Source organism: Streptosporangium sandarakinum (assembly GCF_050942225.1).
Lineage (GTDB): Bacteria > Actinomycetota > Actinomycetes > Streptosporangiales > Streptosporangiaceae > Streptosporangium > Streptosporangium nondiastaticum.
This window is the reverse complement of sequence record NZ_CP192034.1, coordinates 5,747,542-5,772,974: the sequence shown is the minus strand read 5'-3', so window position 1 is coordinate 5,772,974 and position 25,433 is coordinate 5,747,542. Positions and strand designations below refer to the sequence as shown.

Sequence of the window (25,433 nt, the reverse complement as noted above, 5' to 3'; positions counted from 1 at the left end):
CGCAGACCCCGGCCGTCCAAGGGGGTCAGGCCGGCACGGACACCGGGCGGTGCCGTACGGCCTCGTCGTGGCGCTCCGCCAGGACGGCCGCGACCTCGGGGGACGCGCCGAGCACCTCGGCCACGACGGCCGCGCCCGCGGCGAGCGAGGCGTCGCGGGTCCGGTCGGCGAAGTGCCCGGGGGCCAGCAGGTACGGCGCCACCGCCACCCGCGGGGCCCCCGCCGCGAGCAGGCGGCGGACCTCCCGCTCCGTCGAGGGCTCGGCCGCCGAGGCGTAGGCGACGCCCACCGACCACCAGCCGCGCCGGCGCGCCCAGTCCGCGGCGACGGCGGCGACCGTCGCGTTGGCCCGCCGGTCGCTGGAGCCCGCCGACACCAGCACCACCGCGGTGTCCGGATCACCAGGCTCGACCCCGGCCTCGGCCAGCCGGCGCTCCAGGGCGGTGACCAGCAGCGGGTGCGGCCCCAGCGTGCCGCCGACCCGGACGCGCAGCGCCGGGCGGCGGGAGGTGATCTCGGCCAGCGCCCCAGGGATGTCCACCCGGCTGTGGTAGGCCGCGGTGAGCAGCAGCGGCACCACCACCGCCTCGTCCAGCCCGGACAGCGCCGCAGCGAGCGTCGGGGCGGCGTGGTCGAGGTAGGCGGCGCGCACCGGGAGCTCCGGCCGCGCGCGCCGCAGGAGGCCGAGCAGCGCCTCCACCGTCGCCGCGGCGCGCGGGTCACGCGACCCGTGCGCCACCGCGACCAGCGGCGTCACCGGCGGGGCGCCGGGGACGGGCGGCGTCACAGATGAAGCCCGCATTCCGTCTTGGCCATCCCGGACCAGCGGCCGCTGCGCGGGTCCTCGCCGGGGGCGACCTGCCGGGTGCAGGGGGCGCAGCCGATCGAGGGGTAGTCGTCGTAGTGCAGCGGGTTGATCAGCACGCCGTTGTCGGCCATGTAGTTGTCGACGTCGTCCTGCGTCCAGCGGGCGATCGGGTTGATCTTCACCATCTGGCGCCTGGTGTCCCACTCCACGACCTTGACGTCCGAGCGGGTGACCGCCTCGTCGCGGCGGATGCCGGACACCCAGGCGAGGTACGGCTCCAGCGCCCGGTTGAGCGGCTCCACCTTGCGCAGGTAGCAGCACAGGTCGGGGTTGCGGCCGAACAGCCGCGGCCCGAGGTCGCGCTCCTGCTCGGCGACCGTGCGGGACGGCTTGACGTCGATCACGTTCACGTCGTAGACCTGCCGCACCGCGTCACGGGTGCCGATCGTCTCGGCGAAGTGGTAACCCGTGTCGATGAACAACACGTCGATCCCCGGCTTCACCCGGCTGACCAGGTCGATCAGCAGGGCGTCGCTCATCGAGGAGGTCAGGCAGAGGCGGTCGCCGAAGGTGGCCGCCGCCCACCGGATGATCTCCAGGGCGGGGGCGTCCTCCAGGAACACCGCCGCGGACTCGGCGATGTCCTGCAGGTCGAACCCGGCCCGCTGCCGGTTCAGGCCGATCTCGATGTCAACGATGCTCACGCTCATCACTCCCAATCCGCCGTACGGGCCGCCCGTGCCGTTCGCACCGCACCGGCCGCCCCGTTCACCGCCCCGCCCGTCGCGCCGTGCCCGCGCCGGCCCGTCCCGTCCGCCGTGCCGCGGCCGGTCACGACCGCACCCCGATCCCGAGGAACTTCAGCCGGAAGGCACGGGCGCACGAGCGGCAGTACCAGCCGCCGTCGCCCTCGTAGGGCTCCAGGTCCTCCTCGCCGCAGTAGGGGCAGTGGAAGGGGACCGCCCGCTCGCTCATCGCCGCCCCCTCCGGTGGCCCCGCCGTACGGCGCCGCGCCTCACTTGAGGTCCGCCTCGTCGGCCCGCTGCACCCACTCGGAGAACGTCTCGCCCTCGTCGCGCTGCTTCTCGAAGTTGCGCACCACGCGCTCGACGTAGTCGGGGAGCTCCGCGGCGGTGGCCTTCAGCCCCCGGACCTTGCGGCCGAAGCCGGCGTTGACCCCCAGGGAGCCGCCCAGGTGGATCTGGAAGCCCTCGACCTGCTCGCCCTCGTCGTTGACGACGAGCTGGCCCTTCAGGCCGATGTCGGCGACCTGGATGCGCGCGCAGGAGTTGGGGCAGCCGTTGACGTTGATGGTCAGCGGCTCGGTGAAGTCCGGCAGCCGCCGCTCCAGCTCGTCGATCAGGTCGGACGCGGTGGCCTTGGTCTCGACGATCGCCAGCTTGCAGAACTCGATGCCGGTGCACGCCATGGTCTGGCGGCGGAAGGTGGAGGGGTTGACCCGCAGGTCGTTGGCCTCCAGCTCGGCGACGAGGCTGTCCACCCGGTCGGGTGCGACGTCCAGGATGACCATCTTCTGCTCGACCGTGGTGTGCACCCGGTCCGAGCCGTGCCGCTCGGCGATGTCGGCGATCAGGTGCAGCGCGTCGCCGCTGAGCCGGCCGACCCTGGGCGCGAAGCCGACGTAGAAGTTGCCGTCCTTCTGCGGGAAGACGCCCACGTGGTCGCGGCGGCCGCCGCGCGGCTGCTCGGGAGCCGGGCCGTCGGGCAGGGCGTACCCGAGGTACTCCGTCTGGAGGATCTCCCGGAAGCGCTCCACGCCCCAGTCGTTGACCAGGAACTTCAGCCGCGCCCGGTGGCGCAGGCGGCGGTAGCCGTAGTCGCGGAAGATGCCGATCACGCCGCCGTAGACGGCCGAGACCTGCTCGGGGGTGACGAAGACGCCCAGCCGCTTGGCCAGCATCGGGTTCGTGGACAGGCCGCCGCCCACCCACAGGTCGTAGCCGGCCTCGCCGCGCTCGTTGACGACGCCGACGAACGCCACGTCGTTGATCTCGTGCACCGTGCAGTGCGCCGGGCAGCCGCTCACCGCGGTCTTGAACTTGCGCGGCAGGTTGGAGTACGCCGGGTCGCCGATGTAGGCGTCGTGGATCTCGCGGATGTGCGGGGTGCCGTCGAGCACCTCCTCGCCGTCGATCCCGGCCAGCGGGCAGCCCAGGATGACGCGGGGGGTGTCGCCGCACGCCTCGGTGGTGGACAGGCCCACCGCCTCCAGCCGCTCCCAGATGTCGGGGACGGACTCGATCTCGATCCAGTGGAGCTGGATGTTCTGCCGGTCGGTGACGTCGGCGGTGCCGCGGCCGTACAGGTTGGAGATGTCGGCGATGGTGCGCAACTGCCGCAGGTCCAGGCGGCCGCCGTCGATGCGGACCCGGAGCATGAAGTAGCGGTCGTCGAGCTCCTCCGGCTCCAGGATCGCGGTCTTGCCGCCGTCGATGCCGGGCCGGCGCTGGGTGTAGAGGCCGTACCAGCGCATCCGGCCCCGCAGGTCGGCGGGGTCGATGGAGTCGAAGCCGTACTTGGAGTAGATGTCGATGATCCGCTGACGGACGTTGAGCCCGTCGTCGTTCTTCTTGTTCTCCTCGTTCTTGTTCAACGGTTCGCGGTAACCGAGAGCCCACTGACCCTCGCCGCGCGGGCGCTTGTGGTGCCGGTTGATCGGCCTGGCCGGGGTCGTCATGTGCGCGTCCTTACGATCGATTAAATGATCTTGGGCACGCGCAGGTGGCGAACCTCCCGCCTCGCCGTCGAGTACGGGGGTCGCTTCACTTCAGGGAAGAAGGACGCCTGTCGCGCGCCCGCAGCCGGATGGAATCAGCGGTGGGCGTCGGTCAACGGACGTCACAACAGATGGCGCTGCGGACACGCAGGAGGTCGACGTGGCGTCGCACGACGAGCAACGGGTCCGCTGGCATGTCTAAGACGATACCGTGATGGTGGGAGATGTCCAATGTGTGGTCCACACTCTGGACCGCCGCCAGGGCCAACCTTGGCCCGGCGCGGAACCCCGCCCTCACCCCTGGCGCGGCCAGCCCAGCCCCGACTCCTTGACCTTCCCGGCCTGCTCGGGGGTCTTGTGCTGGCAGTCGCACCACGAGCCGCCCCGGCACTCGTCGTGGTGGCTCTCCTTGCACCGGTCGCAGATCATTCTTCCATTGTGCCGTCCGCCCCCCGGGGCGGCCAGGAGAGGAGACCGGACGGCCTCGGGGGAAGGTCCGGGATGTACCCGATGGAACCATCCCGATCCGGCCTGCCATCCTCGAAGAATGAGGACCTTGCTCAACGTGATCTGGCTGGTGTTCGCCGGGATATGGATGGCCGCCGGCTACGTCCTCGCGGGCATCATCTGCTGCGTTCTGATCGTCACGATCCCGTTCGGCATCGCCTCGTTCCGGATCGCCGCCTTCGCGCTGTGGCCCTTCGGCCGGACCGTGGTGCGCGATCCCCGGGCGGGCGCGATGTCGGCGATCGGAAACGTGATCTGGTGCGTCGTGGCCGGGATCTGGCTGGCCATCGGGCACCTGCTGACGTCGATACCGCTCTTCCTGTCGGTGATCGGCATCCCGCTGGCGATCGCCAACATCAAGCTGATCCCGGTCTCCCTGCTGCCGCTGGGCGCCCGGATCGTCCCGGTGGACGACCCGGAGTCGATCTACCGGCGCTGACACGCCCCCCGGCCCGGGGGACCGGGACCGGCGGCGTCCCGCGGCGCGCTCCCCGGCCCGAGACCCGGGGAGCCGCGGGCGGGACCCGGCGGCCGGCCTGCGGACACGCGCCGGGACCGGCACCCGGGGGTTCGTGATCAAGAGGCGCTGGGCATACCGTTGTGTGGCATGACGTCCACTGATGCCCAGGCGCACCGGCCGGGGCCGGAGAAGCCCACATCGCGTGGACGCGTGGCCCGGCTGCGGGCCGGGCTGACCTGGCTGCGGGGCACGGGCACCTGGGCCCTCGCCACCGCCACCACCAACGCGGGCATCGCCTACCGCGTCACCGGCCTGGCCGGGGAGGCGGCCTTCTTCGCGCTGCTGTCGCTGCCGCCGTTCACCCTCGGCCTGATCGGCCTGGTCGGCCGGCTCACCGGGGCGATCGGCCCGGACGCGGTCCAGGCCGTCCGGGCCTGGATCCAGTCCCAGGCCCACCTGCTGTTCACCGACAACGCCGTCAACACCGTCGTCACCCCGCTCGTCGACGACGTCCTGAACCCGCAGAAACAGGTCCCGCTGATCTCCCTGGGCTTCCTGCTGGCCCTGTGGTCCGGCTCACGCGCCCTGTTCGTCTACGTGGACCTGATCTCGGTCGCCTACGGCCTCGGCGACGAGCGCGGCATCATCCGCACCCGCCTGATGTCCTTCGGCCTCTACGTCGCGGGCCTGCTCATCGGGCTGCTGATCATGCCGGTGCTCGTCCTGGGGCCGGTGGTGCTGCACGGCGTCCTGCCCCGCGAGTACGCCGCCCTGGTCGACGGCCTCTACTGGCCGGTCGTCGTCATCGGATCGGTGATCTTCCTGACCCTGCTCTACCACGTGAGCGTCCCGGTGCGGACGCGCTGGTGGCGGGAGCTGCCGGGGGCGGTGCTCGCGCTGATCATCTGGATCGCCTGCGCCGCCGTGCTGCGGGAGGTCCTCGCCGCGTGGTTCTCCCCGGTGTCGGTCTACGGCTCGCTCGCCGCCCCCATCGCGGTGCTGCTGTGGCTGTACATCACGGCGCTGGCCGTCCTCATCGGGGCCACGCTGAACGCCGAGGTGGACCGCCTGTGGCCCGTCGACGGCGCAGGCCGGGCCACTCGCACCGGTCAGTCCGCTATCGTCTGAAGCGCGACTGGCGCATTGGGTGGGAGAGACCACCAGGGAGCGGAAAGCGGAGGGCCGCGCGCCTGGGTCCTCCGCACGATGTCAATGCCGACAGGGGAGTGAAGGCGCATGAGTTCTCTTTCGAGCGTCGATCCGCAGATCGCCGAGTTGATCAAGGCCGAGGAGCGCCGTCAGGCCGACACCGTCAAGCTGATCGCCTCCGAGAACTACGTCTCCAAGGCGGTTCTCGAGGCCACCGGCACCGTTCTCACCAACAAGTACTCCGAGGGCTACCCGGGCAAGCGGTACTACGAGGGCCAGCAGGTCATCGACCAGATCGAGACCCTCGCCATCGAGCGGGCCAAGTCGCTGTTCGGCGTCAACCACGCCAACGTCCAGCCCTACTCCGGCTCGCCCGCCAACCTGGCGATCTACCTCGCCTTCCTCCAGCCGGGCGACACCGTCATGGGCATGGGCCTGCCGTTCGGCGGCCACCTCACCCACGGCTGGTCGGTCTCGGCCACCGGCAAGTGGTTCAACCCGGTCCGTTACGGCGTGCGCCGCGACACCGGCCGCGTCGACATGGACGAGGTCCGCGAGATCGCCCTGCGCGAGCGGCCCAAGCTGATCTTCTGCGGCGGCACCGCGATCCCGCGCACGATCGACTTCCCGGCCTTCGCCGAGATCGCCCGCGAGGTCGGCGCGGTGCTCGCCGCCGACATCGCCCACATCGCCGGCCTGGTGGCCGGCGGCGCCCACCCCTCGCCGGTCGGCCACGCCGACGTCATCTCCACCACCACCCACAAGACGCTGCGCGGCCCGCGCGGCGCCATGCTCATGGCCACCGCCGACGAGCACGCCACCGCGCTGAACAAGGCCGTCTTCCCCGGCCTGCAGGGCGGCCCGCACAACCACACCACCGCGGCGATCGCGGTGGCGCTGAAGGAGGCGGCGGCCGACGAGTTCAAGGACTACGCCCACCAGGTCGTGGCGAACTCCCAGGCGCTGGCCGAGGAACTCCTGGGCCGCGGCTTCGACCTCGTCTCCGGCGGCACCGACAACCACCTCATCCTGCTGGACCTGACGCCCAAGGGCATCGGCGGCAAGCCCGCCGCCCAGGCGCTGGACCGGGCCGGGCTGGAGACCAACTACAACACCGTGCCGTTCGACCCGCGCAAGCCGTTCGACCCGTCCGGCATCCGCATCGGCACCGCCGGTGTGACCAGCCGGGGCATGGGCGTCGCCGAGATGCGGCAGATCGGCGCCTGGATGGACCAGGTCGTCTCCGCGCTGGCCAAGGACCAGGACGAGGCCGAGCGCGTCATCACCCGCGTGCAGGGCGAGGTCCGGGAGCTCACCGCCCGCTTCCCGGCCCCCGGCCTGTAGGCCGCCCGCGCCGGGCGCGGGAACGGGCCGGGCGCTGGAACGGGGCGGAAAAAAGGATTTGCGCCCGGGGGTGGGTTTCGCGATAGGTTCCGTCGTGCGGATCGTCCGCGCGACGGAACCCACGGGATTCCGGTCACGGCGCCGCCCGAGGACGGGCGGCCACGAGCAACGGAGGTGAGGACTATGCGGGCCTTTCTGAGCAGCCTGCCGTCAATCGACCTCCGGGTGCCCGCCTGACCGACTCCTGGCCGCGGGCGCCCCTTTCGCAAAGGGTGTACCCACGTTGTCCGCTCCGGACCTGTTCGCTTCTTCCGTATCGCTGTCCCGCCTCGGCTGGGACGACTCCCTCGCCGCCGATCTCCCCGACGGCCTGCTGCCCGCCCGGGTGGCCCGCGTCGACCGCGGCGCCGCCGAGGTGCTGACCGCCGAGGGTTCCCTCCAGGCCCACTACGGCGCCTCCGTACGGCGGGCCGCCGCCGCCGACCCCGTCGCGCTGCCCTGCGTCGGCGACTGGACGGGACTGCGCCGGCTGCCCGAGGGCCGCTTCGAACTCGCGGCGCTGCTGCCCCGCCGTACCGCCTTCGTCCGCGGCGGCGTCGGCAGGACGTCGCGGGGCGGCCTGTCCGGCGACTCCCAGGGGCAGGTGCTCGCCGCCAACGTCGACATCGTGTTCGTCGCCGAGCCCGCCCTGCACGCCACCGACACCGCCGACCTGGGCCGGATCGAGCGCCTGCTGGCGCTGGCCTGGGAGAGCGGGGGACGGCCGGTGGTGCTCGTCACCAAGTCCGACCTCATCGGGGACGCCCTGCCCCACCTGCTGGAGGAGGTCGCCGAGGCGGCCCCGGGGGTGGACGTGCACGCGGTCTGCTCCGTCACCGGGGAGGGCGTGGACATCGTGCGCGGCCACCTGGACGGCAGGCACACCGCCGTCGTGCTCGGCGCCTCCGGCGCGGGCAAGTCGACGCTGGTCAACGCGCTGGCAGGGGAGGAGATCATGGAGACCCAGCGGGTCCGGGCGGGCGACGGCCGCGGCCGGCACACCACGGTCCACCGCGAGCTCATCCGGCTGCCCGGCGGCGGGCTGATCATCGACACGCCGGGGATCCGGCGCATCGGCCTGTACGACATGGGCGAGGGGGTGGACATGGCCTTCTCCGACATCGAGGACCTCGCCGCGGAGTGCCGGTTCGCCGACTGCTCGCACCGCGCCGAGCCGGGCTGCGCCGTGATCGCCGCCATCGAGGACGGCACGCTGCCCGAGCGGCGGCTGGAGAGCTGGCACAAGCTGCGGCGCGAGGCCGTCTGGATGGCGTCGCGGAGCGACCCGCGACTGCGCAAGGAGCTGCAGAACAGGTGGAAGGCCATCCACAAGGAGATGCGCAAGCCCGGCCGGATCCGGCCCTAGGCGTGTCGCCCGGCCGGGCGGGCACGGCGCGCCGCCCGGTCCGAGCGGGATCCGCGGGCGGGTCCCGCCGGGAACACCCTGCGCGCGGGGCCGGCCGGACCCGTCCCGGGGTGAGACGCCGAAGCCCCCGCCCGGCGGAGAGCCGGGCGGGGGCTTCGGGAAGCGGAGGGGTCCACCGGGACGACCGGCTGGACCGAAGGCCGCGGGAGGCGTATCCGGCGGGATCGCCGGAAGGGAGCCGCGGGAGGCGGAACCGGGAAGGACCTTACCTGCCGGGTGTTCCGCCTCCTGGGCGGAACACCCTGATCGTACGGCGACGTGTGATCCCGCGCCGGAACGGCGGGATCACACGCGGGGGAAGCCGGGTGGAGGTGTTGCTCAGGCGACGGCGCTGATGCCGGCGCTGGCGGCACGACGCATGCGACGGCGACGCTCGGAGGCGCGCTCGTCCTCGTTCAGGCCGCCCCAGGTGCCGTACTTCTCCGGACGCGACAGCGCGTAGTCGAGGCACTCGGCGCGGACGGGGCACTGGGCGCAGATGGCCTTGGCCTTCCGCTCGCGGATGTCGCGCTCAGGCTGGCGCTCGCCGTCGGGACCGAAGAAGAGCACGAGGTCCTCACCCCGGCACGCGGCGTCATCCTGCCAGCCCCAGCTGGGCCGAGGACGGGCGGTCTGCCGGCGTACCTGAGACATGAGAAAACCACCTTTTACGTGAGAGGTAATTCGGGTTGATGCCGCATTGGACGTTTGTGGCGTCCCTGATTCCAACGCCGGGATTGCCCGTGATGTTCCCTCAGGTCAGGCGAGAGCGGGCGTGGCGTACCGCACAGGCGTGAGCCTGTCCAGCGTGACCAGCCGATAGGTGGTGACCGTCTCGGCGCAAGCCGTACCACATGGCGTTGTGAGCGTCATGGGCTCGACCACCACCCGGAAACGAGCGTCGCCACCGCGCACGAAGACTTCGGTGGTGACGCCGTCCGACCTGGAGGACTCCACGGCCACTCCACCGACCGAGAGCTCGCCCGTATGGGCGCGGACGAAATGCTCAGCGGCCTGCGACGGCTCGGGGATGCCCGCGCGTCCCCGGAAACGGTCGAGGATGACCTCGCCGGACCGGTACGCATCGACTGCCGCGATCGCAGCAGCCTGAGACATGCTGCCGTAGTAAAGCCCGTGTGGCAAGCACACGAGGTTGGCGGCATAGCGATCGCCGCCAACATGTGATGTTTCCCATATTCTGTCCGGCAAAACCTCTGCCAAGGACCGAGCCAGGGGCAGTCCAATGCGGGCGCAGCACGCGTTGCGCTTGGCATGCGTGCACACCAGAAAAACCGGCTCACTCACAAGTATGCAGGACTCCGGGACCACTCCGGCCACCAGCGCGTCCATGTCAAGATCGGATGGACCTGCGATGACGCCCTCGGCGATCCACGGCTCGGGGGCCGTGGCGTCGGCGACCATGACGTGGATCCCGCCCGTCACGGGCTTCCGGTGCCCCGGGCGGCGGATGAGCTGGGGCCGGATGCCGAGGTTCTGCGCCCGTCTGATAAGCGCGTGAACTTCCTCGGGCAGCCGGCAGTCCTCCAGGTGCGAGGCCCACGGGCCGGAGTGCTCGATGAGCAGCCAGAAGCGGGCCCCCACCGTCGCGCTGGCGAGAACCGGCAGGTCACCGGTGTGACAGCCCGCGGGATGCGAGCAACTTCCGGCCCACGCCCGCCTGTCCGTCCCCGAAACGCGCCCCGAGTTCACGCACCCCTCCTTCGACTTAGGTGAGACTAACCTAATTGATCGGCGGGTGTGGCGTGAGGTGTGGATGTGCTCTGTTCCGCCGCGCCCCGGACGGCGCGGCCGGAGAAGGGCCGGGGGCGGTCCGGTGTCAAGGCCTCGGGGCTGAGAGATCCCTGTGAGAAATCTCCCGCCCAAAGCATGGTCAGGAGATCCTGTCAAGAGGCGGACGGGAATCCGCACGCCGTCAAGGGCCGAACGGCCCGTGCTCCGGGGCCTCCGGTACCGCGTCCCAAGGCGTCCGGGGCCGGAAGGCGTCCAGGGCCGACCGGTTCCGCGTTCCGGGACGGCCAGGGGTCGGCCGGTTCCGCGTTCCAGGGCGGCCAGGGGTCAGCCGGTCCCGCGTTCCAGGGCGGCCAGGGCCGCGGGCATGGCCGCCGCCCGGTCCTCCGGCACGAGGCCGATCCGGGTCCGGCGGTCGAGGAGGTCCCCGGCGTCCAGCGCCCCCTCGTGCCGGACCGCCCAGACCAGCTCGGCGCCGGTGACGCCGGTCGGCAGCGGCTCGGCCAGCGCCGGGTCCCCGGCCGCCAGCGACCGCACCGCCGCCGCCTCGGCGCCGTACCGCGCCACCAGCCGCCCCCGCGCCGCCACGCCCGGCGGGAGGTACCCGACGAGGGGCAGCCGCGCCGTACGGCTCGCCCCGGCGGGCAGGCCCCGCAGCCGCACCGCGAGGTCGACCGCGTCCTCGGCCATCCGCCGGTAGGTGGTCAGCTTGCCGCCCACGACCGTGACCGCTCCGCCGGGGGAGGCCAGCAGCGCGTGCCGCCGTGACAGGTCGGCGGTGCGCCCGCCGTCCCCGTCCCGCCCGCCGATCCCGTCGCGCCCGCCCCCGTCGAGGAGCGGGCGAAGTCCGGCGAAGGCCCCGGCGACGTCCTCGTGCCGGATCTCCGCGGCCAGCACCGAGTTGAGCACGCCGAGCAGGAACGCCACGTCCTCCTCCGGCGCCTCCGGCACGTCGGGGACCGGCCCGTCCACCGGCTCGTCGGTCAGGCCGACGTAGACGCGGCCGTCGTCCTGGGGCAGGACCAGCGCGAACCGGTTGCTCTCCCCGGGGATCGGCACGTGCAGCCCGGCCCGCAGGCCGGGGAGGGTCTCCGGGCGCAGCACGAGGTGGGTGCCGCGCGAGGGCCGCAGCGGGATGCCCGGGTCGAGGCCGGCGGCCCAGACCCCGGTGGCGTTGACCGTCGCCCGGGCGCGGATCGTGAAGACGTCGCCGGTCAGCTCGTCGCGGACCTCGGCGCCATCCCCGGCCAGCGCGAGGGCCCGGCAGCGGGTCAGGATCCTGGCCCCGTGCGCGGCGGCCGTCCTGGCCAGCGCCACCACCAGGCGCGCGTCGTCGTTCAGCCGGCCGTCCCAGGACAGCAGCGCGCCGCGCAGGCCGTCCGGCGCCAGCGGCGGGGCCAGCTCCAGCGCCCGCCGGGCGGGGATCCGGGCGGGGCCGGGCAGCAGCGCGCGGGGCGTGCCCGCCGCCGCCCGCAGCCCGTCGCCGAGCCGGTAGCCGGCCATCACCGTCGCCGCCCGGGAACGGGAGACCCGCGGGGTCAGCGGCAGCAGGTACGGCGCGGCCCGCACCAGGTGCGGGGCGGTGCGGGCGAGCAGCACACCGCGCTCCACCGCGCTCTCCCGGGCCACCCCGACCTGCCCCCTGGCCAGGTAGCGCAGCCCGCCGTGGATCATCTTCGAACTCCACCGGGAGGTGCCGAACGCCAGGTCGCAGGCGTCGATCGCGGCCACCGAAAGGCCGCGGGAGGCGGCGTCGAGCGCCGCCCCCGCGCCGGTCGCGCCCAGGCCGACCACCAGCACGTCGACCACGAGGCCGCGCGTCTCGGCCAGCTCGCGCGCCCGGCGGGCGGCGTTGAGGGAGGAGCCCGGAAGCGACGGGCCGGGGAGGCCGGGGGCGGGGGAGCTCACGGTCGCAGATACCTCTCCAGGAGGGTGGCGAGTTCGTCGTCCAGCTCGCCGGGGGAGGCCGGGGCGAGCACCGCCGGGCCCGACAGCAGGAACGACTGGGCGGTCAGCAGCACGGTCCCGGCCAGCCGCGCCGGGTCGCCGGGCCGTACGGCGCCCAGCTCCTGCCCGCGCGCGACGGACTCCGCCACGAGCGCCAGCATGGCGTCCTGGCTGGCCCCCCGGCGGCGCAGCAGGTACGGCAGGAGCAGCTCGGGATCCACCTCGACGATCTTCCGCCAGAGCGGGTGGTCGCGCAGGGCCCGCACCACCCCGACCGCCGCGGCGACCGGGTCGTCCCCGGCGAACCGGCCGGCGACGAGCGTCCACTCGCGGGTCATCAGGTCGGCGACCAGCGCGCGGACGTCCGGCCAGCGGCGGTAGATCGTCATCCGGGAGACCCCGGCCCGCCGCGCCACGTCGGTGAGCGTGGTGCGCCGCACACCGACCGCGAGCACCATCTCGCGGGCGGCGTCGAGGACGGGATCGGGGTCGCGGGCGGTGCCGCCGGTGTCCATGACCACATTGTGACGGATGGACGTCATCTGTCACAGTGTAGACGTGGAGACTCCGATGACCGCCGCCACCGAACCGATGCTCTGGTCGGGCTGGGGCGACCCCGCGCGGGCCGCCGAGCTGCCCGAACCGGTCCGCCGCCTGCTGGGCGACCTGCTGGGCGTCCGCGCGCCGGACACCCCCGCCGCGGCCCTCGACGAGGTGCGGCTGCCCGGCACGGCGCTCCCCGCGCCGGTCGTGGCCGAGCTGGAGGAGGCCGTCGGCGCCGGGCACGTCCGCCGCGACCACGAGACCCGCGTCCGGCACACCCGGGGCAAGTCCACCCCCGACCTGCTGCGCATCCGCGCCGGGGACGGCTCGGACGCCCCCGACGCCGTCGTGCTGCCCGGCTCCCACGACGAGGTGCTGGCGGTGCTGCGGATCTGCGCCGCGCACCGGGTGGCCGTCGTGCCGTTCGGCGGCGGCACCTCGGTCGTCGGCGGCCTGGCGGCCGACCGGCGCGGCTTCGCCGGGGTCGTCGCGCTGGACGTCTCACGGCTGAACCGGCTGGTGTCGGTGGACGCCGAGTCCATGGTCGCCGAGCTGGAGCCGGGGCTGCGCGCGCCGCAGGCCGAGCGGCTGCTGGCCGGGCACGGGTTCACCCTGGGGCACTTCCCCCAGTCGTTCGAGTACGCGACGCTGGGCGGCTTCGCCGCGGCCCGCTCCAGCGGGCAGGCGTCGGCGGGCTACGGCCGGTTCGACGACATGGTCGTCGGCATGACCGTGGCCACCCCGCGCGGCACCCTGGAGCTGGGCCGCGCGCCCAAGTCGGCCGCCGGGCCCGACCTGCGCCAGGTGATCCTCGGCTCCGAGGGCGCGTTCGGGGTGATCACCTCGCTGCGGCTGCGGGTGCGCCGGGCCCCCGCCGAGCGTCTCTACGAGGGCTGGCGGTTCCCGTCGTTCGCGCAGGGGACGGCCGCGCTGCGGCGTCTCGCCCAGGACGGCCCCGTGCCCACCGTGCTGCGCCTGTCCGACGAGACCGAGACGATGGTCGGCCTGGCCAGGCCGGACGAGCTGGGCGGCCTCGCGGCCGACGCGGGCTGCCTGGCCGTCACGGGCTACGAGGGCGAGCCGGGGGAGGCGCGGGCGCGGCGGGACGCCGCCGCGGAGGTGCTGGCCGGGCTCGGCGGCACCTGCCTGGGCCCGGACCCGGGCGAGTCGTGGGCCCGGGGCCGCTACTCCGCCCCCTACCTGCGCGACTCCCTGCTCGGGGCCGGGGCCACCGTGGAGACGCTGGAGACGGCCGGGTTCTGGTCCGCCCTGCCCGGCCTCTACGACGCCGTACGGCTGTCGCTCCAGGGCTCCCTGGGCTCGCCGCTGGTGATGTGCCACGTCTCCCACGTGTACGGCACCGGCGCCTCGCTGTACTTCACGGTCGTCACGGCCCAGACGGCCGACCCGCTGGGGCAGTGGGAGGCGGCCAAGAAGGCGGTGAACGAGGCGATCGTCGCGGCCGGGGGCACGATCTCCCACCACCACGGCGTCGGCCGCGACCACCGGGACGCCTACGCCGCCGAGATCGGCGAGCTGGGCGTGGAGATCCTCCGGGGGATCAAGGACCGGCTGGACCCGGAGGGCATCCTGAACCCGGGGGCGCTGATCGCCGGGTGACCGTACGGCCGTCTCCGGCCGGTTCGGACTTCCCGGATTTTCCGGGAAAATGTCTGCCCCCGCCGGAGCGGCCGATCTATGATCGTCTGCCGTGACGGCTTACGGTCCGCCCCCCGTGCTCGGTCTCGAACCCTCCGATCCGACAGAGCTCGGCCCCTACCGCGTCGCCGGGCGCCTGGGCCGCGGGGGCATGGGGACCGTCTATTTCGGGGAGAGCGCCTCGGGGCCGGTGGCGATCAAGGTGATCAACCCGGTCCTGGCCGCCGATCCGGAGTTCGTGGCGCGGTTCCGCAACGAGGTGGCCGCGGCCCGGAGGGTCAGCCGGTTCTGCACCGCGCCGGTCCTGGACGCGCGGCTGAACGGGGACCCGCTCTGGCTGGTGACCGAGTACGTCGCCGGGCCCGACCTCGAACGGGTGCTGCGCCGGGAGGCCCTGCTGCGCGGGTCCGACCTGGAGGCGCTGGCCGTCGGGGTGGCGACCGCCCTGACCGCGATCCACGGCGCGGGGGTCGTCCACCGCGACCTCAAGCCCGCCAACGTGCTGCTGTCCCCGCTGGGGCCAAGAGTGATCGACTTCGGCATCGCCCGCGCCCTGGACGCGGGTGACGGGCACACCGCGACGAACCAGCTCATCGGCACCCCCGCCTACATGGCCCCGGAGCGGTTCTCCGGGCAGTCGGCGGGCCCGCCGGCGGACGTCTTCGCCTGGGGATGCGTGGTGGCCGCCGCCGCGACGGGCCGCTCGCCCTTCGCCGCCGGAAGCGTCCACGAGATCCCCTACCGCGTCCTGAACCACACCCCGGACCTCGGCGGGCTCGACGCCGGGCTGCGCGGCCTGGTCGGGGCGGCGCTCGACAGGGATCCGGCCTCCCGGCCGACCGCCAAGGAACTGCTGTCGGAACTGGTCGGGCAGAGCGACGCGGAGGACACCGCCAAGGTGGCCCGCACCCTGCGGTTCGACCTCTCCGCCCTGGCCCCGGCGGCCACCCGGGTGGCGGAGCGGGCGGACGCGACGGGCCCGCGGCGCGGGTGGCGTGGGCGGCGGACGTACGCCGTGGCCGGGGCGGCGGGCGCCCTCGTCCTGGGAGCGGTCGCGGTGCTGGGGCTCCGCGCGCTCTCCACGGGGCCGCCGGAGGTCGAGGACGTGCTGTACCGGGAGGACTTCGCCTCCGACACCACGGGCTGGAACAACGACTCCACCGCCGTCGACTCCTCCCAGGGCTACACCGGGGACGGCCGCTACACCATGCTGACCAGCACCTCGGAGCCCGACCGGTGGGGCATGGCCCCGGTCAACGCCGAGATCCCCGACCGGGTGCTGGTCGGCGCCAGGATCGGCATCGCCCAGGCGGACGATTACGGCACCTGGACCGGGATCGTCTGCGAGTACACCAAGGGCGAGCAGAGGGTCGACGACTTCTTCTACACCCTGGAGTTCAGCCCGTCGGGCCGGGCCAGGATCCACAAGACCGCGGAGGGGACCGGCTGGGACCTGACCGCCGACGTGCCGATCCCCGGCTTCCGGAAGGACGCGGTGCCGCTGCGGGCCGAGTGCGCGCGGGGCGACGGCGAGATACGGCTCGGCCTGTGGGCCGGTGATCGGCTGGTGGCGCGGGTCGTGGACACCGAGGTCAAAAGGGCCGTCGGCCCGCCCCGGTTCGGGGTGACGGCGGGGCAGTGGCCCACGGCGAACACCGGGACGCGGGTGTACGTCGACGACTTCACCATCGGCCGGCTGCCCTGACGGCGCCGGCCGCGGCCAACGAGAAATCTACATTGTAAAGGCAGCGGGCACGGACGGGACGAGAACGATCCCCCGCCGAGGACCGGTCACCCCGATCCACCGGACGGCGGACGCCGTGGCCGGTCGGAGAGCGGCCAGACGTAGGGCAGGCCGTCCGGCTCGTCGCCGAAGATCGGGCGGTAGAACTCCGGGGACTTGCGCAGCAGCGCCGACCGGTGACTGAGATGCAGTTCCGGGTCGCCCAGCCAGGGCGGCAGTTCCCCGGCGGCGGCGAGTTCCGCCTGGGAGCGGGGCGCGGCGACGCCGAGGAGGCCGGACAGCTCCCGCGTCAGCGTGTCCGCGCAGGTGTCGGCCCGGCCCCCGGCGCACCACCGCTCGCAGACCTCCAGGCCGTACCTGACCAGCGCCTCCTCGTACCCGGTCCACATCCGCACCGCCGGGTGGTGGCGCCAGCCGTACCCCGGGACGGTCAGCGCGCGCAGCACCTGGATGGTCTCCACCCGCTGCTTGCCGAGCCGCAGGGGGTCGAGGACCCGTGCGGTGGCGGCGAAGTCGGGGTAGGGGAGGAAGGTCTGCATCGCGGCTCCCGTACCCGCTTAACCCTGCGCATGTCCGAGATCAACGTCAAAATATGGTCATGGTCGATATCGGTCGGGCCGCGAGACGCGGACGTGACGGCTCCTCCCGGGTGTCGGAGGAGGGCGCGGGCTGGTCGTGCGCCCGGGTGGGTACGTTCCGGGACATGCTCCCCGGCCGGGAGAGCTTCTCCTGGCTGAACCCGCGCGCCCTGTGGCGGTCGAGGAACGAGGTCCTGGCGGCCCTGTTCGGGGACCCGTCCGGCGAGGTGCGCGCCCGCTGGGTGGCCGCCCAGCGGGAACGGGGCGCGGATCCGGCCATGCGGATCCCGGTGGACGTCGGCCCGGAGTTCTCCTTCCTGGTCCTGGGGGACACGGGGGAGGGGGACGCCTCGCAGTACGCGGTCGTCCCGGGGGTGCTGAAGATCGGGCAGGGCACCTCCTTCGCCGTCATCGCCAGCGACGTGATCTACCCCGCCGGGTCGGGCAACGACTACGACGTCAAGTTCTTCCGCCCGTACCAGGACTACCCCGCGCCGATCTACGCCGTGCCCGGCAACCATGACTGGTACGACGGGCTCGGCGGTTTCATGCGCGTCTTCTGCGAGGCTCCGGCGCTGAAGGCCGAGCGGCAGGGCTTCCGGCTGTCGCCCTCCGGGCTGCGGGGCCTGCTGTGGCGCAAGCCGGACGTGATCGACGAGGCGGCGCTGGAGCGGGCGCGCGAGCGCCGGTCCGAGCCCGGCCAGCGGGCCGTGCAGCCCGGGCCGTACTGGGCGCTGGAGACCCCCTCGCTGCTCATCGTGGGGGTGGACACCGGGATCCGCGGCGCGCTGGACGCCGGGCAGGCGCGGTGGCTGCGCGAGGTCTCGCGGGACCCGCGGCCCAAGATGCTGATCACCGGCAAGCCCGTCTACGTCCGCGACGAGTACAGGCCGTCGGCGCTGGAGGGGGGCGGCACGATCGACGACATCGTCGCCGACCCCGCGCACAACTACGTCGCCGCGATCGGCGGGGACGTGCACAACTACCAGCGTTTCCCGGTCAGCAGGGGCGGCCGGACGATCCAGTACATCGTGGCCGGCGGCTCCGGGGCGTTCATGCACGCCACCCACACGATCCCCAGGGTCACGGTGGGCGGCGTCAGCGAGGACGACTACCGCTGCTACCCGCTGCGCGGCGACTCGCTGTCGTTCTACAGCAGGCTCTACAGCGAACGGCTGCGGATGCGCTGGCTCTACCTCACGCCGGCCGAGAGCGCGGCGGTGATGTCGCGGCGGATCGGCGTCGCCCCCGTCCGGGACGTCCCGCCCGTGCCCGTCACGGCGCGGATGAGGTGGGCGGCGCGGGTCCTCGGCGGCCTGCCGATGCCGTTCCGGCTGCCGGTGGGCCGGACGTTCCACCGCTACCTGTCAGAGCTGTCCGACTGGGACACCCCGCCGTTCTTCAAGAGCTTCCTGCACGTCTCGGTGACCCCGGAGGCCCTGACGATCCGGTGCTTCGCCGCGACCGGCTGCCTGGAGCAGGAACTCGAACCCCCGCTCGAGGACGAGGTGGTGATACCGCTCGCCTGAGCGAAAGTGTCGGGGCGGCGTGGGAGGCTGACCTCATGCACGTGGCAGTGGCGGCCGGTCCGGGGAGCGGTGGCGTCCTGCTGCCCGCCGGGGGCGAGGCGCGGACCGTCGCCGACCTGGCGGCGGCCGTCCGGGAGCTTGAGACGGGGTCCGGGGCGCGGGCCGTTCCGGGCGCGCCGGAGCCAGGGGCGCGGGCCGTCCCGGGGCCGGGAGCCGGGCGGGGGCGCCTCCGGGCGCGGCGGGCGGGCGGCCGCGCTGGGTCTGGGCCGACACCCGCGCGGTCTACCCCGCCCTGCTCGACGCCGGGGTGCGGGTGGGCCGCTGCCACGACCTGGCGCTGACCGAGGGCCTGCTGCTGGGATACGAGGGGCGGTACGGCGAGCCCCGCTCGGCCGCGGCGGCGCACGCCCGGCTGCACGGCCTGCCGGTGCCCGACGACGACCACCAGGCGCCCGGCGGGGAGCGGGCGCGTCAGGCCGCGCTGTTCGAGGAGGAGCCGCCCGCGCCGGACGCCGGGCCGGTGGCCGAGGTCCTCGCCGACCAGCTCCGGCGGATCGAGGCCACCGCCGACCCGCACCGGTTCCGGTTGCTGGCCGCGGCCGAGTCGGCCGGGGCGCTGATCGCCGAGGAGATGAGCCGCGACGGCATGCCATGGCGGCGCGACGCGCACGACGCGCTGCTGGCCGAGCTGCTCGGCCCGCGCCCGGTGCACGGCATGCGCCCGGCGAAGCTGCAGGCGCTGGCCGATCAGGTGTCGGCGGCCTTCGGCACGCCGTTCAACCCCGACTCCCCGCAGCAGATCATCCGGGCCTTCAAGGCGGCGGGGGTGCCGGTGGCCTCCACCCGGGCCCACGAGATCAGGAAGGTCGACCACCCCGGGGTCGCGCCGCTGCTCGCCTACAAGGAGCTGGCGCGGATCCACAGCTTCCACGGCTGGGTCTGGGCCGACCAGTGGGTGCGCGACGACCGCTTCCGGCCGGAGTACGTCGTCGGCGGCGTCGTGTCGGGCAGGTGGGCCACCAGCGGCGGCGGGGCGCTGCAGATCCCCAAGGTGATGCGCCGGGTGGTGGTGGCCGACGAGGGCTGGATGCTCGTCGTGGCCGACGCGGCGCAGCTGGAGCCGCGGGTGCTGGCCGCGATGGCCGGGGACGGCGGGCTGGCCCGCGCGGCCGGGGAGGTCGACCTGTACCAGGCTCTGGCGGGGGCGTTCGGCGGCGACCGCGCCCACGCGAAGATCGCCATGCTGTCGGCCATGTACGGCGGGACCAGCGGCGACGCCCCCACGCTGCTGGCCGTGATGCGGCAGCGCTTCCCGCAGGCGTACCGGTTCGTCGAGGAGGCGGCGCGCAGCGGCGAGGAGGGGCGGCTGGTGAGGTCCTGGCTCGGCCGCACCTGCCCGCCGCCGTCGGCGCGCTGGAAGGAGCTGGTCTCGGGCCCGGAGGGCAGGCGCGCGGCGCGCGACCGGGGCCGGTTCACCCGCAACTTCGTGGTCCAGGCGACCGCGGCGGAGTGGGCGCTGTCGCTGCTGGCGGTGCTGCGCGGGCTGCTGCCGGACCCGGCGCGGCTGGTGTTCTTCCAGCACGACGAGGTGATGGTGCACTGCCCGGCCGAGCTGGCCGAGGAGGTCGTCGCGGCGGTGGGCCGGGCGGCCGGGGAGGCGACGCGCCTGCTGTTCGGTGCGACGCCGGTGCGCTTCCCGATGCAGGCGGTCGCGGTGCGCTGCTACGCCGACGCGAAGTGACGACGGGCGCGGCGCCGCGTGGGCCGTGCGGCGGCTCGCCGGTTCGGGGCCGGGGCCGTACGGGCGCCGACGGCCGGAACGTGGCGCGCCTCATCCCCCTGCCGCCGGTGCCGGGGCCGTACGGGCGCCGATGGCCGGTGCCCGTACGGGGAGCCAGGGGGTCAGGCGGTGCGCGCGGGCCGGGTGGTGAGGGCCAGCCAGGCGGCGGTGACGGTCACCATGACCGCCGTGGCGGTGCCGAGCGTGCCGTAGGACAGGCCGCTCACGATCAGCCCGGCGAGGATCGTGCCGCCCGCGCCGCAGACGTTCATCAGCAGGTCCGACAGGCCCTGCACGGCGGGGCGGCGCTCCAGCGGCACGGCCTCGGTGAGCATCGCCGAGCCCGCGATCAGGCCGCAGGACCAGCCGACGCCGAGCAGGCCGAGCCCGGCGGTCACCCGGCCGATGTCGTGCGGCCCGGCCCCGCCCGCGAGGAGGGCGGCGGCCAGGAGGACGCCCATGCCGAGGACGAGCACGCGGGTCCGGCCGATCCGGTCGGCCAGCCAGCCGACCGCAGGCGACAGGACGAACATGCCGGCGATGTGCACGCTGAGCACGACGCCGATGGTCCGGTAGCCGGCGCCGGCGTGGTCGAGGTGCACCGGGGTCATGGACATGACCGACACCATCGCGGTGTGGGCGACCGCGATCGCCACGAGCGCCCGGGAGGCGGCGGGGCTCTCGCGCAGGGCCCGCCAGCCGGCGCGCAGCCCGCCCCGGCTCCGGCTCCGGGCAGCGGCCGGGACCGGCGCGGGGGCGGCGGGGAGCCGGAAGCGGCCGGAGCCGGGGAGCCCTGGGAGGTCGCGCGGGCCAGCAGCAGCGGGTCGGGCCGCAGCGCCACCAGCACGACGGCCAGCGCGAGCGCGAACGCCAGCAGGGAGAGCGCGAAGGGGCCGGCGTCGGGGGCCAGGCCGAGCCGGCGGCCGAGGTGTTCGGCGGGTTCGGCCAGGTTGGGGCCGGTGACCGAGCCGATGGTGGCGGCCCACACGACCCACGCCAGGTGCCGGGCCGAGTGGCCGGGGGCCGACAGGTCGGTCGCGGAGTAGCGGGAGGCGAGGTTGCCCGCGCTGCCGCCGCCGAACAGCACCAGGCCGGCGAGGAGCAGGGGCCACACGCGCGTGGCGATGGCGAGCAGCGCCACCAGGCAGCCGAGCACCGCGCAGGCGTAGGCCAGGGTCAGCCCGGCCCGGCGGCCACCCCGGTTCGCGGCGCCGGCGGTGGGCAGGGCCAGCAGCGCGGCGCCGAGCACGCTGGAGGTCCCGGCCAGGCCGCTGATCGCCACCGAGCCGGACAGCTTGGCGACCACCAGCGAGCTGAGGGCCGTGCCGACGGCGACCCCGACCCCGCCGGTGATCTGCGCGATGGACAGCACCGCGAGGGTCCGCCGCTGCACCGCCGCGATGTTCATCCGGCTTTCAGGGGAAATATCGTCTTTTTCTGGGATGGATGAGGGGGTGCGCGTCACCAGTGAAGTCTGCCATCACTCATGACACCATTTGAAGCGGTATTCCGGTCCCCGCCGGGTGCGCGGACGGGGCGGTCTACGACGCGATCCATACCGGTCCGCCATGCCAGCCCCCGGGTGCGCGGACGGGGCGGCCGGTCAGGCGTTCGGGGTGAAGGTGTCGAGGAAGACCTGCCGGAACGCCGCGCTCTTCCCCCAGTCGAGATCCTGCACGGCGAACGTGATCCGGTAGGCGGTCGCGTCGTCCACCGTGACGTACCGGGTGAGCCCGTGCATGGGCACGGCGCCGCCGGACACCGCGTAGGTGTACTCCAGGTCGGCGGCCTTCCAGTCGCGGTAGGGCACCCGGGAGAGGCCGATCTCGGTGTACTCGTCCAGGCCGTTCCGGTCGGCGCGGCGCAGCGCGGTCATCGGGTCGGTCACCGGGACGGGGGTGACGGTGACGCTCCGCCCGCTGTTCCTGGGGCCGGTGAACACGGCGCCGCCGCCGTCGCCCGGCTTGGCGGCCCAGCCCTTGGGCAGCGCCGCCGCGACACCGGCCTCGCTGAGCCGCCGGTATCCGTCGGGGATCTCGGTCCGCGGCCGGTCCGGGGTCGCCGGGTCGGCGGGTGCCGAGGCGGCGGAGGAGCCGGGGCTCATGGTGGCGGCCGGGGGCGCCGGGGCGTCCGAGGTGCGGGGCGGCAGCAGGACCAGCGCGGCGATCACCAGCACCAGCGCCACGGCCCCGCCCGCCGCCAGCATCCGCGGTGTCAGGCGGCCGCCGCCGGACCGGCCCTCCCGCCGCCGCCGCGCGCCGGGGGCGCCGGGGTCCTCCGGCGCCGCGTGCCGCCGGCCGCGCAGGGGGCGCCGGCGGGCGGCCGGGCCGCTGGAGCGTTCTCCGCGGGCGGTCGCGGGGAGGCGCCGGCCGTACCGGCGGGGGAGTCGGGCGGGGGGTCTCCGAAAAAGGGGGAGGAGAAGTCCGCGGAGGAGCTGCGCAGCGCGTCGTAGCCGCGCATTCCGGACGGGGAGCCGCCGGACGGCGGGCCCGGGAAGGGGGCGGTCTCGGGTCCGGACGCGGCCTGCGGGTCGTAGGGCACCCGCACCGGGCCGGAGGGGGTCTCGATGATCCGCGACGGCATCGGTCCGGGTGAAGGGGCCGGCGGGGCCGTGGGGCGGGCCGCCGGGGCGTCGGCGGGGAAGGACGCCTGAGCGCCGGAGGCGGGAAACCGCTCGGAGGAGGTGAGGAAGGGATCCTGCCCGGAAGGGCTCAGGAAGGGGTCCCGGGCGGCGGACGCCGGGAAGGGATCCTGCCCGGGAGGGCCCGGGAGGGGGTTCCGCGCGGTGGGGGCGGAGAGGGGTCCCCGCGCGGCGGCGTGACCGGGCGGCCCGGCGTCGTGGCCGAACGGGTCGGACGAGCCGGGCGGAGCGGATGAGCCGGGCGGACCGGACGGGCCGGGCAGCGCCTGTTCCAGCAGGCGGGCCGCCTCGGCGGCGGTCATCCGGCCGTCGGGGTCCCTGCGCAGCAGCCCCTCCAGGACCGGGGCCAGCGTTCCGGCCCGTACCGGCCGGACGGGCTCGCCGGAGAGGATCTCGTTGAGCACCGTCATCGCGTCGGGCCCCTCGTACGGGGGGCGGCCCTCGACCGCGGTGTACAGCGTGGCGCCGAACGCCCACAGGTCGGCGGCGGGGGTGGCCGCCCGGCCGGTCAGGCGCTCCGGCGGGACGTAGGCGGGCGAGCCCACCAGCAGCCCGGCCAGCGGGGCGGCGCCGTCGTCCTCCAGCGCGGCGATGCCGAAGTCGGTGAGCACCACCCGGTCGGCGGTCAGCAGCACGTTGCCGGGCTTGACGTCGCGGTGCAGGATCCCGGCGGCGTGGGCGTGGCGCAGCGCGTCGAGGACCCGGACGCCGATCTCGGCGGCCTGCGCCACCGGCAGCGGCCCGCCCTGCCGTACGGCCTGCTCCAGGGACCAGCCGCGGACCAGCTCCATCACGATCCAGGGGCGGCCGTCCTCCTCGGCGACGTCGTGGACGGCGGCGATGCCCGGGTGGCTGAGCCGGGCCGCCGAACGGGCCTCGTGGATCATGCGCCGGTGGGCGGCCCGCGTGCCCGCGGGGTCGAGCCCGGGGGGCAGGATCAGCTCCTTGATCGCGACATCGCGGTCGAGCAGAACGTCGTAGGCGTGCCACACCCGGCCCAGGCCGCCGCGGCCCACCGGCGACACCAGCCGGTAGCGCCTGCCGATCAGCCTGTCCGGCCCCGGGACCGCACCCGGCGGGAGAGGCTCGCCGCCGGGTCCGGCAGGGGCGTCACCGGTCAAGCGATCGGTCATCGTCTCCAGTCCCCCCGCAGGCAGCCTGATCTGTGAGGCTGGACACGATATAAGCCTTACATTCAGTAATGAAAGTTGATGTTTGGCGAACCATTCGCAGACGGCATCGCCGATGCCCGTCCGCCACGGCCCGCCGCCTCCCGGACATCCGGGCTGACGTCGTACGACGCGCCGCGGCCCGCGGCGGACCGGAGGACCGGCCGCCGTCCGCCCGGCCCCGGAGTCAGCGCTCCGGGCCGCCGCCGGGTCCGGCCGCCTCGGCGAGGGCTGTCAGGGCCGTTGTGAAGGCCGACGCGGGCGGGCTCACCAGACCGGCGCCCACCTGCCCGGTGCCCGCGACCCGGCCGGCGATGCCGGTGTTGACCGCCGGCAGCAGCCCCGTCCGGGCGACCAGCGCGACGTCGACGCCCACCGGCGTGCCGCGGAAGCCGAGGACGGGGATCCGGTAGGCCGAGTGCTCGGCGAGGGTGATCTCGTACATGGACCGGGTGGCCCGCATCGCGTCCGGCACGTCGCCGCCGACGAACCTGACGATCGCCGGGGCCGCCGCCATCGCGAAGCCGCCCAGGCCGGCCGTCTCGGTGATGGTGGAGTCGCCGATGTCGGGGTTGGCGTCGGCCGGGCCGTACGCGCCGAGGTACAGCCCGTCCGGCACGCCCGCCGGGCCGGTGAACCAGCGGTCGCCCAGCCCGGAGACCTGGATCCCGAAGTCGGTGCCGTTGCGGGCCATCGCCACGACCACGGTGGAGCCGGGCACGTCCCGGGCGGCGTCGGCGCTCACCTTGCAGGCCGCCATGCCCGCGTTGAGGAAGAAGTGGTCGTTGCCGTGCACGAAGCGCAGCACCTCGGCCGCCCGGCCCGGCGCGGCGTCCACGATCGCCGCGGCCAGCTCGCGCACCAGCAGCGACGTGGCGGCGCGGTTGCGGTTGTGCAGCTCGTCGCCCATCTGCAGGGCCTGGGCGATCAGCGCCCCGAGGTCCAGCGACCCGGTCAGCTCCAGCGCGGCCCGCAGCACCGGTCCCAGGACCTCGCCCATCCAGGTGAGCCGCCGCAGCACCTCCGGGCCGTAGGCGCCGTAGCGCAGCACCTTGCCCAGCCCTTCGTTGAGCGAGCAGAAGGCGGTGCCGCCGTGCTCGGCGTCGTGTACCTCCAGCATCCACATCGACGGGCTGACCACCCCCGCCATCGGCCCCACGGTCCGGTGGCGGTGGCAGGGCTCCAGCCGGACGCGCCCGGCGGCCAGCAGCCTCCCGGCCTCCTCGGGGTCGCCGGCCAGTCCCTCCAGCAGCGCCGCCCCGACGAGCGCGCCGCGCATCGGCCCCGAGGCCCGCTCCCAGGTGATCGGCGGCCCGGCGTGCAGGAACGTGCCCGGCGGCAGGTCCAGCGCCTCGCGCGCCGGCCGTACGGTGACCAGGCGGGGCCGGGCGGACACCAGGCGGCCGACGGCGACCTCGTTGGCCTCGGCCCTGCGCGGGTCGGCCAGCACCCGGGCGAGGTCGTCGCCGGTGCCCGGCATCGGCGGGCGCCAGTCCACCCGGACCCTCGGTACGGCCTGCGCGTCCAGCGCCTCGCCGAGCGGCTCGGCGCCGGCCGTGACCACCCGGAGCTCTCCGGAGAGCAGGGGCATCGTCACGGGGCACCTCCGCGTGCGGAACGGCCCGCGAGGCGGTCGCCGGGCCGG

At 74.5% G+C, this 25,433-nt stretch carries 23 protein-coding genes and 1 riboswitch; of the genes, 8 read left to right on the top strand and 15 right to left on the bottom strand.

The annotated features are described in order from the left end of the window. Positions 1–25 precede the first annotated feature (25 nt). From ACQP10_RS26815 to ACQP10_RS26795, 5 genes are all read right to left on the bottom strand, one after another. Positions 26–802: a sirohydrochlorin chelatase gene (locus tag ACQP10_RS26815; protein ID WP_346022947.1), complete on the bottom strand. Its 777-nt coding sequence runs from the start codon at positions 800–802 to the stop codon at positions 26–28. Further along, positions 784–1,518, bottom strand: a complete 735-nt coding sequence (locus ACQP10_RS26810; RefSeq protein ID WP_218912666.1) for a phosphoadenylyl-sulfate reductase — start codon at positions 1,516–1,518, stop codon at positions 784–786. Before ACQP10_RS26810 ends, ACQP10_RS26815 begins: the two co-directional genes overlap by 19 nt. Before the next feature lie 121 nt (positions 1,519–1,639). After that, entirely contained in the window at positions 1,640–1,783 is a 144-nt protein-coding gene (locus ACQP10_RS26805) for an Insertion element protein (protein ID WP_179827084.1), read from the bottom strand. A gap of 40 nt (positions 1,784–1,823) precedes the next feature. Next, a complete protein-coding gene (locus ACQP10_RS26800) occupies positions 1,824–3,506 on the bottom strand; it encodes a nitrite/sulfite reductase (RefSeq protein WP_179827086.1) in 1,683 nt (560 codons plus the stop codon). A 333-nt stretch (positions 3,507–3,839) separates the two neighbouring features. Continuing rightward, the gene (locus tag ACQP10_RS26795) at positions 3,840–3,974 is read right to left on the bottom strand and encodes a hypothetical protein (protein ID WP_281395607.1); all 135 of its coding nucleotides are present in this window, start codon (positions 3,972–3,974) and stop codon (positions 3,840–3,842) included. Between the two features lie 118 nt (positions 3,975–4,092). On the opposite strand from ACQP10_RS26795, the gene ACQP10_RS26790 reads away from it, so the two are divergent. The 4 genes from ACQP10_RS26790 to rsgA all read left to right on the top strand — a co-directional run bounded on the left by ACQP10_RS26790 (position 4,093) and on the right by rsgA (position 8,410). After that, positions 4,093–4,491, top strand: coding sequence for a YccF domain-containing protein (locus ACQP10_RS26790; RefSeq protein WP_346022946.1), 399 nt, complete (start codon positions 4,093–4,095; stop codon positions 4,489–4,491). 168 nt (positions 4,492–4,659) lie between these two features. Then, positions 4,660–5,640: a YihY/virulence factor BrkB family protein gene (locus ACQP10_RS26785; protein ID WP_246424744.1), complete on the top strand. Its 981-nt coding sequence runs from the start codon at positions 4,660–4,662 to the stop codon at positions 5,638–5,640. After that, positions 5,634–5,715: riboswitch (ZMP/ZTP riboswitch) on the top strand. It overlaps the preceding gene by 7 nt. A gap of 33 nt (positions 5,716–5,748) precedes the next feature. Further along, positions 5,749–7,005, top strand: coding sequence for a serine hydroxymethyltransferase (gene glyA, locus ACQP10_RS26780; protein ID WP_346022944.1), 1,257 nt, complete (start codon positions 5,749–5,751; stop codon positions 7,003–7,005). A gap of 283 nt (positions 7,006–7,288) precedes the next feature. Then, entirely contained in the window at positions 7,289–8,410 is a 1,122-nt protein-coding gene (gene rsgA / locus ACQP10_RS26775; protein WP_389996915.1) for a ribosome small subunit-dependent GTPase A, read from the top strand. A gap of 378 nt (positions 8,411–8,788) precedes the next feature. On the opposite strand, the gene ACQP10_RS26770 is transcribed toward rsgA, so the two are convergent. The 4 genes from ACQP10_RS26770 to ACQP10_RS26755 form a co-directional block, all read right to left on the bottom strand. Continuing rightward, a complete protein-coding gene (locus ACQP10_RS26770; protein WP_012893126.1) occupies positions 8,789–9,103 on the bottom strand; it encodes a WhiB family transcriptional regulator in 315 nt (104 codons plus the stop codon). Between the two features lie 105 nt (positions 9,104–9,208). Continuing rightward, positions 9,209–10,159, bottom strand: a complete 951-nt coding sequence (locus ACQP10_RS26765) for a sucrase ferredoxin (RefSeq protein ID WP_346022941.1) — start codon at positions 10,157–10,159, stop codon at positions 9,209–9,211. Between the two features lie 366 nt (positions 10,160–10,525). Next, the gene (locus ACQP10_RS26760; protein ID WP_433539952.1) at positions 10,526–12,106 is read right to left on the bottom strand and encodes a glycerol-3-phosphate dehydrogenase/oxidase; all 1,581 of its coding nucleotides are present in this window, start codon (positions 12,104–12,106) and stop codon (positions 10,526–10,528) included. Continuing rightward, positions 12,103–12,687 carry a TetR/AcrR family transcriptional regulator gene (locus tag ACQP10_RS26755; RefSeq protein WP_346022939.1) on the bottom strand — a complete coding sequence of 195 codons (585 nt, stop codon included), beginning with the start codon at positions 12,685–12,687 and terminating at the stop codon, positions 12,103–12,105. Before ACQP10_RS26755 ends, ACQP10_RS26760 begins: the two co-directional genes overlap by 4 nt. 49 nt (positions 12,688–12,736) lie before the next feature. On the opposite strand from ACQP10_RS26755, the gene ACQP10_RS26750 reads away from it, so the two are divergent. Both ACQP10_RS26750 and ACQP10_RS26745 read left to right on the top strand, forming a co-directional pair. Beyond that, positions 12,737–14,308, top strand: coding sequence for an FAD-binding oxidoreductase (locus tag ACQP10_RS26750; RefSeq protein WP_399499532.1), 1,572 nt, complete (start codon positions 12,737–12,739; stop codon positions 14,306–14,308). Between the two features lie 91 nt (positions 14,309–14,399). Beyond that, a complete protein-coding gene (locus ACQP10_RS26745; RefSeq protein ID WP_399499322.1) occupies positions 14,400–16,052 on the top strand; it encodes a serine/threonine-protein kinase in 1,653 nt (550 codons plus the stop codon). 86 nt (positions 16,053–16,138) lie between these two features. On the opposite strand, the gene ACQP10_RS26740 is transcribed toward ACQP10_RS26745, so the two are convergent. Beyond that, entirely contained in the window at positions 16,139–16,630 is a 492-nt protein-coding gene (locus tag ACQP10_RS26740; RefSeq protein ID WP_346022937.1) for an MSMEG_6728 family protein, read from the bottom strand. A 59-nt stretch (positions 16,631–16,689) separates the two neighbouring features. Between ACQP10_RS26740 and ACQP10_RS26735 the strand changes: the two genes are divergently transcribed. Both ACQP10_RS26735 and ACQP10_RS26730 read left to right on the top strand, forming a co-directional pair. Next, positions 16,690–18,198: a metallophosphoesterase family protein gene (locus tag ACQP10_RS26735; RefSeq protein ID WP_433539951.1), complete on the top strand. Its 1,509-nt coding sequence runs from the start codon at positions 16,690–16,692 to the stop codon at positions 18,196–18,198. Between the two features lie 292 nt (positions 18,199–18,490). After that, positions 18,491–19,939: a bifunctional 3'-5' exonuclease/DNA polymerase gene (locus ACQP10_RS26730; protein WP_433541949.1), complete on the top strand. Its 1,449-nt coding sequence runs from the start codon at positions 18,491–18,493 to the stop codon at positions 19,937–19,939. Between the two features lie 161 nt (positions 19,940–20,100). Here ACQP10_RS26730 and ACQP10_RS26725 read toward each other — a convergent pair whose 3' ends face one another. The 5 genes from ACQP10_RS26725 to ACQP10_RS26705 form a co-directional block, all read right to left on the bottom strand. Further along, positions 20,101–20,667 (bottom strand): MFS transporter, encoded by a 567-nt coding sequence (locus ACQP10_RS26725; protein WP_433541948.1) that lies wholly within the window; start codon positions 20,665–20,667, stop codon positions 20,101–20,103. Next, entirely contained in the window at positions 20,586–21,386 is an 801-nt protein-coding gene (locus tag ACQP10_RS26720; protein ID WP_433539950.1) for a hypothetical protein, read from the bottom strand. Before ACQP10_RS26720 ends, ACQP10_RS26725 begins: the two co-directional genes overlap by 82 nt. A 195-nt stretch (positions 21,387–21,581) precedes the next feature. Continuing rightward, positions 21,582–22,184 (bottom strand): hypothetical protein, encoded by a 603-nt coding sequence (locus ACQP10_RS26715; RefSeq protein WP_433539949.1) that lies wholly within the window; start codon positions 22,182–22,184, stop codon positions 21,582–21,584. 8 nt (positions 22,185–22,192) lie between these two features. Then, positions 22,193–23,752: a serine/threonine-protein kinase gene (locus tag ACQP10_RS26710; protein WP_433539948.1), complete on the bottom strand. Its 1,560-nt coding sequence runs from the start codon at positions 23,750–23,752 to the stop codon at positions 22,193–22,195. Positions 23,753–23,975: 223 nt separating this feature from the next. Continuing rightward, positions 23,976–25,379 (bottom strand): DUF1116 domain-containing protein, encoded by a 1,404-nt coding sequence (locus tag ACQP10_RS26705; RefSeq protein ID WP_433541947.1) that lies wholly within the window; start codon positions 25,377–25,379, stop codon positions 23,976–23,978. Positions 25,380–25,433: the final 54 nt, after the last annotated feature.